Source organism: Pseudomonas sp. C8002, assembly GCF_013385765.1.
Lineage (GTDB): Bacteria > Pseudomonadota > Gammaproteobacteria > Pseudomonadales > Pseudomonadaceae > Aquipseudomonas.
In genome coordinates this window covers 14,566-27,020 of record NZ_JACAPJ010000008.1, presented here as the reverse complement: position 1 = coordinate 27,020, position 12,455 = coordinate 14,566, and the positions used below count along the sequence as shown (strand labels likewise).

Here is a 12,455-nt window from a genome sequence, read left to right as displayed (position 1 = left end):
GAGCAAGCTCGCTCCTACAGAAACATCCGAATCTGCCGATACGCTCTGAATAAGTCCAAGCCTTGTTCCAGGGGAGTTCGCAGCATGTATCGTTGGTTAGCCGAGAAACTGGGGAATGTCAGCGTCAACCGCAAGCTGAGCATAGGCTTCGGCCTGGTATTGGTCTTGACCCTATTGATCACCTTCACCGGCTGGACCGGCCTCAGCGGCGTGATCAGCCGTGGCGACAAGCTGGGCTACATCTCCAGCCTCAACGGGCTGACCAAGGACCTGCGCCTGGCGCGACTGGACTTCGAAATGCGCCGTGGCGAACAAGGCACCAGCGCGGTCAACGACCTGATCACCCAGCTGGACAGTGGCCTGAAAACCGCCGCAGACCTGATCGAGCAACCCGACGACAAGCTCGTGGTAGAGCAGCAACAAGATGCCTTGGGCCAATACAAAAAAGCCTTCGGCGCCATGGTGCAGGCCGGCCTCAAGCGTGAAGGCGCCCGCAGCAAACTGGGCGATACCGCCGACAACGCCGTCGCAAAAATCAACGAAGTGGAAAAATCCCTGCTGCAAGGCGACAGCGTCACCCTGTTCAACAGCGTGGTCGACCTGAGCAAACTGATCCAGCAAGCGCGCTTCCAGGTGCGCGGCTACACCTACAGCGGCAAGGTCGAGGCCGAACAGCCGGCGCTGGATGCCATCGACAACGCCCTGAAGAAAATCACCGACCTCAACGACCCGTTGCCCGAGCAATACCGGGCCAACCTGCAAGAGGCCAGCGCCTCGCTGCAGGCCTACCGCGCCGCCGTGAGCCAGTACCGCGACTCCCAGGTGGCCAGTGCCGCCGCGATGAAAATCATGGGCGAGCAGGGCGATATCCTGCTCGATCGCAGTAACAAACTCACCACTTCGCAAACCGTGGTGCGTGATACCGATGCCGCCCACGCCAAGAACCTGCTGTTACTGGCCACCGCCCTCGCGCTGGCGTTTGGTGTACTCGCCGCCTGGGCCATTACCCGGCAGATCGTGATTCCATTGAACCAGACCCTCAAAGTCGCCGAACGCGTGGCGTCCGGCGACCTGAGCCACAACCTGATCTCCCGGCGCCAGGATGAACTGGGGCAGCTGCAACGGTCGATGCAAAGCATGACCGTGGGCCTGCGGGAGCTGATTGGCGGTATCAGCGACGGCGTCACCCAGATCGCCAGTGCCGCCGAGCAGCTATCGGCCGTTACCGAGCAGACCAGCGCCGGGGTCAACAGCCAGAAGGTCGAGACCGACCAGGTGGCCACCGCCATGAACGAAATGGCCGCCACCGTGCAGGAAGTCGCCCGTAACGCTGAAGAAGCCTCGGAAGCCGCCGTAGCCGCCGACCAGCAGGCCCGTGAAGGCGACAAGGTGGTCGGTGAGGCCATCGCCCAGATCGAGCGCCTGGCCAGCGAGGTGGGCAACTCCACCGAAGCCATGGGCCATCTCAAGCGTGAGAGCGACAAGATCGGCAGTGTGCTGGACGTCATCAAGTCAGTGGCCCAGCAAACCAACCTGCTGGCCCTTAACGCAGCGATTGAAGCGGCGCGCGCCGGTGAAGCCGGACGCGGTTTTGCGGTGGTTGCCGATGAAGTGCGCAGCCTTGCCCAGCGGACGCAGAAGTCCACCGAGGAGATCGAAGAGTTGATCGTCGGCCTGCAAAGCGGCACCCAGCAGGTGGCAACCATCATGGACAACAGTCGCGGCCTGACCGACAGCAGCGTCGAGCTGACCCGTCGGGCCGGCAATGCCCTGGAAAACATCACCCGTACCGTCTCGGCGATCCAGGCGATGAACCAGCAGATCGCCACCGCCGCCGAGCAGCAAAGCGCCGTGGCCGAAGAGATCAACCGCAGCGTGCTCAACGTGCGGGACGTTTCCGAACAAACCTCGGCGGCCAGCGAAGAAACTGCGGCTTCCAGTGCCGAGCTGGCGCGCCTGGGGGTTTACCTGCAAAGCCTGGTAGGTCGCTTCAAGGTCTGACCCGCTTGCGGCGGCCATCAGGGCCGCCGCTCCGACAATATGTGAAATTTCCTACGCGTTTTTCAGGTCGTGGATCACACACCTGGCGCCGAATAAAAGTAGCGTTTCAACTCCCCTGACCATTGTTGGCCGGACGCTTGAGACGCTCCTTTTGATTCGTTGGAGGTTCACCATGTTTCGTCCACTGACCCGCCTGCTCGGAAACATCAGCATCAGCCTCAAACTTGCCCTGGGCTTTGGCCTGGTGCTCAGCCTCAGCCTGATCATCGCCTCTACAGGCTGGCAAGCCTTGAGCGCATCCCTCGAGCGCTCCCAAAAACTCACGCTGCTCTCGCAATTGGCAGTCGTCGGCGAAGAGTTGCGCGCTGATCGCATCGTCTATCGCACCCTGAACGACCCGGCCAGCCTGTCCAAAATAGAGCTGCACATGGACAAGATCGACCAGTTCCTGGTGGATCTTTCCCCGCGATTTACCGACCCGGTCAACCAACAACAACTGCAGGAAAGCCGACGCTTCGTCACCAGTTTCAAGACCGCCTTAAGCGGCTTGGAGGGGCTGATCAAGCAACGTGAAAACGCCCGTGAACAGCTCAAGCGCAGCTCAGTCCAGAGCAGTGACAGCCTCTCTGAACTGTCGAGCAACCTGCCCAATCAAGACGATGAAAAGGCTCTCGATGCCGTGGAACAATTGCGCCAGGCCCTGGAACAAGCCGAAGACCGCGCCCAGAGCCCCGCCTGGGCCGCTGCGTCATTGGACGCCTACGCCAAGGGCGTGGGTGATGCGCTACTGGCCCTGGATGGCGCCCAGGCGGCGGTAGGCGCGCTGCCGGTTGACGCCAGCGCCCTGAAAAAAGTCCTGCTCGATTTTCGGACTCACCTGACACGCCTCAAGGACGCCCAACTCAGCGCCGAAACCACCCAGAACCAGCTTGAACAGTGGCTGGATCAATTGCTCACGGAAAGCGACCTGCTGAGCCAGGACCAGACCGCCAAGCGTGACAACGAAGCCAGCCTCGCCCGCACCCTGCTGCTCAACGTTACTGCAGCGGCGCTGTTGCTCGGTGTCGTGGCCGCCTGGTTGATCGCCGTCCAGATCGTCGCGCCGCTGCGCCAGGCCCTGTCCGTGGCCAACCGGATTGCCGAAGGTGACCTGAGCCACGACATCCAGGCCTCGCGCCAGGATGAACTGGGGCAGTTGCAGCGCAGCATCGGGCAAATGACCCTCAACCTGCGGGGCTTGATCAGCGGCATCGGCGACAGCGCCCAGCAGATCGCCAGCGCCGCCGAGCAACTCTCGGCGGTCACCGAGCAAACCCGCGACGGGGTCGACGGCCAGAAGCAGGAAACCGAACAGGTGGCCACCGCCATGAACGAGATGCTCGCCACCTCCCAGGAAGTTGCGCGCCATGCCGAGCAAGCGTCGCTGGCTGCTGCCGAGGCCGACCGGCAGGCGGGCCAGGGCGATCAGGTGGTGGCTGAGGCCATTACCCACATCGAGCACCTGGCTCAGGAAATGGCTCGTTCAAGCCAGGCCATGCAAGGCCTGCAACAGGAAAGCCGGAAGATCGGCAGCGTGCTGGAGGTGATCAAGTCGGTATCGGAACAGACCAACTTGCTGGCCCTCAACGCCGCCATCGAAGCGGCCCGCGCCGGCGAGGCTGGCAGAGGCTTTGCCGTGGTCGCCGATGAAGTGCGCAGCCTGGCGCAACGCACGCAGCAGTCGGCCGAGGAAATCGAGGAGCTGATCAGCGGCCTGCATCGGGGCACGCAGCAGGTCGCGGACATTATGGACAACAGTCGCAGCCTCACCGACAACAGCGTGCAACTGACCCGCCGTGCAGGAGAAGCGCTGGCGGGTATCACCCGTACCGTGTCAGTGATTCAGGAGATGAACCCGCAAATTGCCGCTGCTGCCGAGGAACAAACGGCAGTCGCCGAGGAGATCAACCGCAGCGTGCTGAAGGTCAAGGATGTATCGGAACAGACCTGGACCGCGAGTCAGGACACTGCGGCGGCCAGTGTCGAACTGGCCCGCCTGGGGGCGGATTTGCAGGTGTGGGTGGGCAAGTTCAAGGTCTGAAAAAACCCAACCTGTGGCGAGGGAGCTTGCTCCCGCTGGAGTGCGCAGCGCTCCTATCTTTTTTTGGAGCCGCTACGCGGCCCAGCGGGAGCAAGCTCCCTCGCCACAAGAAACATTCCCACGCATTTATAGAACCTGGCGCAGGAAGGCTTGGGCGCGAGGGTCCTTCGGCGCATCGAAGAATTGCGCCGGGGCGGCGTCCTCCAACAGTTTGCCGTGATCGAAGAACAGCACGCGATCAGCCACTTCCCGGGCAAAGCCCATTTCATGGGTGACGCAGACCATGGTCATGCCTTCCAGGGCCAGGGTCTTCATCACGTCCAGCACTTCGCCGACCATTTCCGGGTCCAGCGCCGAGGTGGGCTCGTCAAACAGCATCACCTTGGGCTCCATCGCCAGCGCGCGGGCAATCGCGACGCGTTGCTGCTGGCCACCGGAAAGCCGCGACGGGAACTCGTGGGCTTTCTGGGCAATGCCGACTTTCTCCAGGAGCGCCAGGGCCTTGGCCTCGCGCTCTTTCTTGCCGCGCTTGCGCACGACTTTTTGCGCCAGGCAGAGGTTTTCCAGCACGGTCATGTGGGGGAACAGGTTGAAGTGCTGGAACACCATGCCGACTTCACGGCGGTAGGCGTTCACGTCGGTCTTCGGGTCTGCCAGTTGCAGGCCGTCGATGCTTACCGAGCCGGAATCGAATTCCTCCAGGCCGTTAAGGCAGCGCAGGAACGTCGACTTGCCGGAACCGGACGGGCCGATCACCACAAGCACTTCACCCCTGGCCACTTGGGTGGTCACGTTGTCCACCGCGCGTACGACGTGGCCACGGGTGTCGAAGACTTTTACCAGATCGCGGACTTCAATCACTTTGCGCGAGCCTCCGCTCAAGCCGGCTGGCGATTTTCGACAGCGGCAGGTTGATCAGCAGGTACAGGCCTGCGACGCAGAACAGGATTTCGAATGGCGAGAACGAGGTGGTGATGACCTCGCGGCCGCTTTTGAGCAGCTCGGTAATCGCGATCACCGACACCAGGGATGTGTCCTTGACCAAGCTGATAAATTGCCCGGCCAGGGGCGGCAGCACGCGCTTGAAAGCTTGCGGCAACACCACGTGGCGCATCGACTGACCGGCACTGAGCCCCAGGGAACGTGCCGCCTCATTCTGCCCACGGGCAATCGACTGCACGCCGGCACGGATGATTTCCGCCACATACGCGCCGGTAAACAGTGACAGCGCGGCGATCCCGGCGAATTCCCGGGACAGGTTGAGCACCGTGCCGATAAAGAAATAGAAAATGAAGATCTGCACCAACAACGGCGTACCGCGTACCAGTTCGACGTAGATCGTCGACAGATCGCGTAAAGTCGGGTTGTTCGACAGGCGACACAATCCGGTCGCCAGGCCGATCAACAGTCCCAGCACCCCGGACACCACCGATAGCCACAACGTAGTCCACAAGCCCCACAGCAGAGGGCCCGCAGCCCAATGCCGGGTGACGCCGACCACATCGCCCTCGGCCACGTCATCGCCCTTGGCCACTTGCAGACTGTTCTCGGCCACGGTCAGGTGCTGTTCGTTGCCCTCGTCATTACGCAGGGTGACGTCAGCCACATCGCCCTTGCGTACCAACTCGCTGACGGTGGAAATGTCCGACGCACGCTGGGATTCTTCGGCCTGGTAGACGAAGTACTGCGGCACGCGGTTCCAGCGCCATTCGTAGGACATCAGCGAGGTGGCGTAATACAACGCGCCGGCCAGGCCGACCAGCACCAGCACCGTCAGCAGGTGCCAGGGCCATTGGGCTTTTTTCTGTTTCATTTCAGGTTCCGGGATATGTCGAGATCGTTCCCACGCTCTGCGTGGGAATGCCTCACTGGACGCTCAGCGTCCGCTTTGTGACGCAGAGCGTCACGGGCTGCATTCCCACGCGGAGCGTGGGAACGATCAATGCAGGTCAGCTTTTATTCCATATCCTTGAGCCACTCAGAGCTCTTGAACCACTTGTCATGGATGCGATCGTAGGTGCCGTCGTTGCGGATCTGGTGCAGGAAGTTATTGATGAAGTTGATGCTGTCGTAGTCGCCCTTCTTCAGGCCGAACGCCAGGGGTTCAAAGGTGAACGGCTGATCAAGGAACACCAGTTTGCCGGCGCCGACCTTGTTCACGGCCACCACGTTGTACGGGGCGTCATAGACGAAGGCGTCAGCCTTGCCGTTGACCACGTCCAGAACAGCTTCCTGCTCGTTGTCATAGCCGTGGTACTTGGCTTTGGAGATCAGCTTCTTGGCCACCATTTCGCCGGTGGTGCCGAGCTTGGAGGTCAGGCGGTATTTCTCGTCATTCAGGTCTTTGTAGGACTTGATGGTGCCCTCCAGCTCCTTGCGGATCAGCAGGGTCTGGCCGACCACGATGAACGGTTCGCTGAAGTTCAGGCGCAGGTTGCGTTCCTGAGTCAGGGTCATGCCGCTGCCGATCATGTCGAACTTGTCGGTCAACAGGGCCGGGATGATGCCGTCGTAACCGGTGGAAATCGGCTCGAACTTCACGCCCATCGACTTGGCCATGGCCTTGAGGATGTCGACTTCAAAGCCGATGATTTCGCCGCGTTTGTTGGTCATCTGGAACGGCATGTAGGTCGGGTCCATGCCGACTTTCAGCGTACCGCGCTTGACCGCATCATCGATGGCGCCGGCATGTGCCGCGTTGACCGCCACCAGTGCGGTGACACCCAGCAGCAGCATCGAAAGATACTTTTTCATCATCAAGTCCCCTGAACTCATTTTCTTGTGAGGTCGGCGCGCAAAAGGGCTGCACCATTTCGGGGTGCGATCCTAACTCACTCACCGCCGGGTACAAAGGTTTCGCCGGGATTTGTTGCCAAGGTATGACAGAAAAGCCCCACAACCGTGCAGAGAAAGGCATGGCTAGACACCTCGACCCACGGCCCAGCCAATTGCTTGATGTGTAAGCAGTTATGACTACCAGTCCACTTCCGCCATCCAGCCCGAGTCCTTGAACCACTTGTCATGCAGCCGATCGTAGGTGCCGTCCTGGGCCACCTGGTTGAGGAAATGATTGATCCAGTTGAGGCTGTCGTAATCGCCCTTTTTCAAGCCGAACGCCAGGGGCTCGTAGGTGAAGGGTTGCTCCAGCGCCAACAGCGCACTGTTCTGGGGCTTGGTAATGGCGATCAGGTTATACGGCGCATCATGGATAAACGCATCGGCCTTGCCCTCCACCACCTGGCGCACGCCTTCTTCAGGTGTTGGAAAACTGCGCAGCCGTGCAGTGCCGAGAAACCTTTTCGCCGCCGCCTCGCCTGTGGTGCCTTCGGCGGCCACGATCCGGTAACCGGCCTCGTTCAAGTCCTCGATGCTCTGGACCTTGTCGGCCAACCGAGGGTTCAGCAGCACGGTCTGGCCGACGATGATGAACGAGTCGCTGAAATTGAGGGTCAGGTTGCGCTCCTGCGTGACAGTCATGCCGCTGCCGATCAGGTCGAACCGGCTGGCCAGCAGGCCGGGAATCAGGTCGATATACGGTACCGAAACCAGCTCCAGCTTGACCCCCAGCGCCTTGCTCATCTCCCGAAGCAGGTCAATTTCAAACCCGACGATCCGGCCTTTCTTGTCGGTCATCTCAAAGGGCACGTAGGCTGGATTGGTGCCGACTTTCAACACACCTCGCCGAACGGCCTCATCTATGGCCCCGGCATGCGCCAGGTAACCGTGGGAAAATGTGACGATGCCGAGCAGCAGCATCGACAAATACCTTTTGATCATGAAAAAAGCCCCTGTTCCATTAAACACTCCCACACCCGGCCACGCGCAAGTTCGCGTAAGCCGCAGGCTTCGAGTCAGATTTGGGGGGCGATGCTAACCCACTCGCAGGCACGGCAATATGCCTCGGAGAAGGGTCTTTTGTTTCGAAATAACAAGGAGTTAGCGCGATGCAGCAGAAGGGAAAAACAACGTAGGACGGTTATCGCAAACGCCCCCGAGGTGGCACCTCGGGGGCGTCGGAATCAGGCCGGTTGAGCCTGGGACGACAGCGGCTTCAATGGCAGCAATGGCGCATGCGGATCGGCCTTGACCGATTCGCGCCAGGCGCTCAGCCACTCGGCGTGGCCTTCGCTCCAGACCTGCTCGTGCAAGCGTGCCAGGGCGACCGGGTCGCTGAGCAAGGCCAGGCGTTCACCGTTGTTGAGGCCGGCCGGGCCGACTTTCAACGCGTGGCGAACCCGATCAACACGCAGCCATTCAATCGGTTCCGCCTGCCCGTGACGGGAAGTTGCCAAGGCGCACGCCAGGGCGTTCTGCTGCGGATCGACCACCGCCCGCACAAAACCGTCATTGAGCGCATGCCAGCGGTTTTCGTGGGTGTACTTGTCGGTCGACAACAGCGCCTGGGGCGGATTGTATTCCTCGGGGATCAGGAACAGGCTCTCGTCGCGAGACTTGAGGCCCAGTTTGACCCGGCTGGAAATCACCGACACCGGAATCGACAGCATCAGCGAACCGACGATCGGCACCAGCCACCACAGGAAGCTTGGGTTCAACCACACCACCAGCAGCGCCCAGAAGAAGCCGAGCAGGGTCTGCGGACCGTGGCGCTTGACTGCCTCGCTCCATGGCGTGGAGTCGTCGTCACGCTGTGGCGAGTTCCAGGTCGCCGCCCAGCCGAGGAACGCGGCCAGTACGAAACGGGTGTGGAAAATCATCCGCACCGGCGCCAGCAACATGGAGAACAGCATCTCCAGCAGCATCGACAGGGTCACCTTGAACTTGCCGCCGAACTCTTTCGCGCCCTTGGCCCAGATCAGGATGATGCTCAGCAATTTAGGCAGGAACAGCAAAACGATGGTGGTGGAGAACAGCGCCACCGCCTTGTCCGGATGCCATTGTGGCCACAACGGATACAACTGGCGCGGCGCCATGAAGTACTGCGGCTCCATCAGTGTATTAACCGCCAGCAAGGCCGTGGACAGCACCAGGAAGAAGAACCACAACGGTGCAGACAGGTACGACATCACGCCGGTGAGGAACACCGCACGGTGCACCGGGTGCATGCCTTTTACCAGGAACAGGCGGAAGTTCATCAGGTTGCCGTGGCACCAGCGACGGTCACGCTTGAGTTCGTCCAGCAGGTTCGGCGGCAGCTCTTCGTAGCTGCCCGGCAAGTCGTAGGCAATCCACACGCCCCAGCCGGCGCGGCGCATCAGCGCAGCTTCAACGAAGTCGTGGGAAAGAATCGCACCGGCAAACGCACCTTTACCCGGCAACGGCGCCAGGGCGCAGTGCTCGATAAACGGCTTCATGCGGATGATCGCGTTGTGACCCCAGTAGTGGGATTCACCCAGCTGCCAGAAGTGCAGACCGGCGGTAAACAGCGGGCCGTACACCCGGGTGGCGAACTGCTGCATGCGCGCATACAGGGTATCCATGCCCGACGCACGTGGCGCGGTCTGGATAATCCCGGCATCCGGCGTGGCTTCCATCAGGCGCACCAGGCTGGTCAGGCATTCGCCGCTCATCACGCTGTCGGCGTCGAGCACCACCATGTACTTGTAGTCACCGCCCCAGCGACGGCAGAAGTCGTCGAGGTTGCCGCTCTTGCGTTTGACGCGACGGCGACGGCGGCGATAGAAGATCTTGCCGAAGCCACCGGCTTCGCGGCACACGTCGAGCCAGGCTTGCTGCTCGGCGATGCAGATGTCGGCCTCGTTGCTGTCGCTGAGGACGAAGAAGTCGAAACGGTCCAGGTCACCGGTGGCAGCCACCGATTCGAACGTCGCGCGCAGGCCGGCAAATACCCGGGGCACGTCTTCGTTGCAGATCGGCATGACCAGGGCGGTGCGGGCGTCTTTCGGAATCGGCTCGTCACCGGCACTTTTACCGGAGATACGGTATTTATCGTGACCGGTCAGCAGTTCCAGGAAGCCCATCAGCGCGGTCCAGAAACCGGCCGAGACCCAGCAGAACAGAATCCCGAACAGCACCAGGATGCTGGTTTGCAGGGCGTAAGGCAGTACCTGGGTCGCGGTTTGCAGCAGGGTCTGGTTGCGGATCTCGTCAAAGTCGACGAAGGACCAGCCCTGGTACGGCATGATGCCTTTCATGTACCAGCCGGCAACGATCGTCTGGCCGAGCATCAGCACCAGCAGGATATAGCGACGGATCGAACCGACGGTGCGCCAGCGGGCGGCCGGCAGTACGCGCTCATCCTTCGGCGGGGCCGGTGGATTCGTGCGGCCGGTCAGGCGGCGCCAGCCACGCACCAGGATATTGGTGCGCCACGGCTCAGGCACGACCTTGGTCCGACGGATCGGCGGCGTGGCCTTGAGGCAAACCCGGCCGCTGGCGTCGAGCACCAGCATTTCGGCGTCTTGCAGCTCTTCGGCAGTGTTGAGGGTCAGCCGGGCGCCTACCGATGCCTGGGCAGCGTCGGCAGGCGCGTCGAACGTGGACGATGACAGGCGCTTGTGCAATTCACTGAAGGACTCGCAGCCCGCCAGTTCGGCGCGCTGCTCATCGGTCATCGGTAGATGCGCCAGGTACTCGGCAAGAGTCTCTGGCTGGACTTGAGAATTACTCATCGGCAGGCAACTGATAGCTCCAGGTTTCGGTCAGGACTTGCTCTGTCTTGGCCTGATCCTGGGTAGGGAGTGGTGTGGCTGGGGCAGCCGCTTCCGGCTGCTTGGCGTCCTTGTCCTTGGCGTCTTTCTTGGCTGCTTTCTCGTGCTGCTTGGCCAGGACCTTGTCGGCTTTCAACACTTGGGTCGAAACCTTCTCCGGTTCCGGCTGCACGATGTCCTGAACCAGAGCAGCGCGCATTTCAGTCGGTTTGCCTGCGTCCTTGATCTTCATGCGCAGGGTCAAGCGCCAGCCTTGGGTGTGCGGGTTGTAGCGCACGCTGTTTTCAACGATTTCGGCGTTGTCGCCCACGCTGACCTGGCTGCGAACCGGTGCGTCAGCTGGCAGTTTCTTCAGGGACGGGCCCTCGAAGTCCACCAGGTAAGCCACGCTGCCGTCTGGCTGACGGATCAGGTTGGATTGCTTGACGTCGCCGGTGGAACGCAGGGTCTGCTTGACCCAGGCGCTTTCTGGCGAATGGAACTCGGCGTCTTGCAATGTCCAGTGCAGGCGGTAGGCAACGTCCAGCGGCTTGCCTGGCTCCGGCAGTGTTTCCGGGCTCCAGAACGCAACGATGTTGTCGTTGGTTTCATCGGCGGTCGGAATCTCTACCAGGTCGACGGAGCCCTTGCCCCAATCGCCTTCAGGCTCGATCCAGGCGCTTGGGCGCTTGTCGTAGTTGTCGTCGAGGTCTTCGTAGTGGCTGAAGTTGCGGCCGCGTTGCAGCAGGCCGAAACCACGCGGGTTTTCCACGGTGAAGTTGCTGACCGACAGGTGTTTGGGGTTGTTCAGTGGGCGCCAGATCCACTCGCCGTTGCCGGCATGGATCGACAGGCCGCTGGAATCGTGCAGCTCGCGACGGTAGTTGAGGACCTTGGACGGCTGGTTGGCGCCGAACAGGAACATGCTGGTCAGCGGGGCGATGCCCAGCTTGGTGACCTTGTCACGCAGGTACATCTGGGATTTGACGTCGACGATGGTGTCGGTACCCGGGCGCAGGATCAGGCGATAAGCGCCGGTGGCCCGCGGCGAATCCAGCAGGGCGTAGATCACCAGCTGTTTCTCACCCGGTTTTGGACGCTCGATCCAGAACTCGGTGAAACGCGGGAATTCTTCGCCGGACGGCAACGCGGTGTCGATCGCCATGCCGCGGGCAGACAGGCCGTAGACCTGGTCCTTGCCCACGACGCGGAAATAGCTGGCGCCGAGCATGGTCATGATTTCGTCTTGCTTGTCACCCTTGTTGATCGGGTACAGCACACGGAAACCGGCATAACCCAGCTGTTCGGTGGATTTGGGATCAAACTTGACGTCGCCGAAATCGAAGCGGGACGGGTCGTACTTGATTTCCTGAACGCTGTCGGCGGTGACTTCGTTGATTTTCACCGGTGTATCGAAATGCATACCCTGGTGGTAGAAGGACAGCTTGAACGGGGTGTTCTGATCGGCCCACTCGGCTTTTTCGTTGCGGAAACGAATTTTCTGGTAATCAGCGAATTTCATTTCGCGGAATTCGTTCGGCAAATTGCTGCGCGGAGCTTCGTATTTCTGCCCGGCCAGCTCTTTTGCCTTGGCCGACACATCATCCAGACTGAATGCCCACAGTTGACCCGCGCCGAACAGGCAAAACAGGGCAGAGCCCGTCACCAGTACGTTTCGTAACCGTTTGGCAGACAATTTTGGTGCATTACAGGGACTAACAATCACGAGCAACCCTCGCCGAAAACAGATCAAAAAACCAACGGCC

The 12,455-nt window shown here is 61.0% G+C and carries 7 protein-coding genes and 2 pseudogenes; 3 read left to right on the top strand and 6 right to left on the bottom strand.

The window, feature by feature from the left end:
* Positions 1 to 84: 84 nt before the first annotated feature.
* The 3 genes and pseudogenes from HX814_RS31690 to HX814_RS13920 form a co-directional block, all read left to right on the top strand.
* Positions 85 to 1,143: pseudogene (locus HX814_RS31690) on the top strand (methyl-accepting chemotaxis protein); the annotation flags it as partial.
* Positions 1,129 to 2,001: a methyl-accepting chemotaxis protein gene (locus HX814_RS31685; RefSeq protein WP_371103578.1), complete on the top strand. Its 873-nt coding sequence runs from the start codon at positions 1,129 to 1,131 to the stop codon at positions 1,999 to 2,001. The pseudogene HX814_RS31690 and the gene HX814_RS31685, both read left to right, overlap by 15 nt.
* A gap of 172 nt (positions 2,002 to 2,173) precedes the next feature.
* Positions 2,174 to 4,081, top strand: coding sequence for a methyl-accepting chemotaxis protein (locus tag HX814_RS13920; protein ID WP_177008286.1), 1,908 nt, complete (start codon positions 2,174 to 2,176; stop codon positions 4,079 to 4,081).
* A gap of 126 nt (positions 4,082 to 4,207) precedes the next feature.
* Here the strand turns inward: HX814_RS13920 and HX814_RS13915 are convergent, their stop codons facing one another.
* From HX814_RS13915 to HX814_RS13890, 6 genes and pseudogenes are all read right to left on the bottom strand, one after another.
* On the bottom strand, positions 4,208 to 4,942 hold the full coding sequence (locus tag HX814_RS13915; protein WP_087692909.1) for an amino acid ABC transporter ATP-binding protein: 735 nt from the start codon (positions 4,940 to 4,942) through the stop codon (positions 4,208 to 4,210).
* Positions 4,935 to 5,894 (bottom strand): amino acid ABC transporter permease, encoded by a 960-nt coding sequence (locus tag HX814_RS13910; RefSeq protein ID WP_003209286.1) that lies wholly within the window; start codon positions 5,892 to 5,894, stop codon positions 4,935 to 4,937. The genes HX814_RS13915 and HX814_RS13910 overlap by 8 nt, the downstream gene beginning before the upstream one ends.
* A gap of 143 nt (positions 5,895 to 6,037) precedes the next feature.
* On the bottom strand, positions 6,038 to 6,835 hold the full coding sequence (locus HX814_RS13905) for a transporter substrate-binding domain-containing protein (protein ID WP_003209284.1): 798 nt from the start codon (positions 6,833 to 6,835) through the stop codon (positions 6,038 to 6,040).
* Positions 6,836 to 7,054: 219 nt separating this feature from the next.
* Complete coding sequence (locus HX814_RS13900) at positions 7,055 to 7,858, bottom strand: transporter substrate-binding domain-containing protein (RefSeq protein WP_043226395.1); 804 nt, start codon at positions 7,856 to 7,858, stop codon at positions 7,055 to 7,057.
* 237 nt (positions 7,859 to 8,095) lie between these two features.
* Positions 8,096 to 10,671, bottom strand: a pseudogene (gene mdoH, locus HX814_RS13895) (glucans biosynthesis glucosyltransferase MdoH); the annotation flags it as partial.
* Positions 10,664 to 12,415: a glucan biosynthesis protein G gene (locus HX814_RS13890; RefSeq protein WP_008439280.1), complete on the bottom strand. Its 1,752-nt coding sequence runs from the start codon at positions 12,413 to 12,415 to the stop codon at positions 10,664 to 10,666. The pseudogene mdoH and the gene HX814_RS13890, both read right to left, overlap by 8 nt.
* Positions 12,416 to 12,455 lie beyond the last annotated feature (40 nt).

Bases quoted from the DNA above. Each gene is read 5' to 3' on its own strand.
- HX814_RS13900 (WP_043226395.1), bottom strand. From the start codon at position 7,858: ATGATCAAAAGGTATTTGTCGATGCTGCTGCTCGGCATCGTCACATTT.
- HX814_RS13920 (WP_177008286.1), top strand. From the start codon at position 2,174: ATGTTTCGTCCACTGACCCGCCTGCTCGGAAACATCAGCATCAGCCTC.
- HX814_RS13910 (WP_003209286.1), bottom strand. From the start codon at position 5,894: ATGAAACAGAAAAAAGCCCAATGGCCCTGGCACCTGCTGACGGTGCTG.
- HX814_RS13905 (WP_003209284.1), bottom strand. From the start codon at position 6,835: ATGAAAAAGTATCTTTCGATGCTGCTGCTGGGTGTCACCGCACTGGTG.
- HX814_RS31685 (WP_371103578.1), top strand. From the start codon at position 1,129: ATGCAAAGCATGACCGTGGGCCTGCGGGAGCTGATTGGCGGTATCAGC.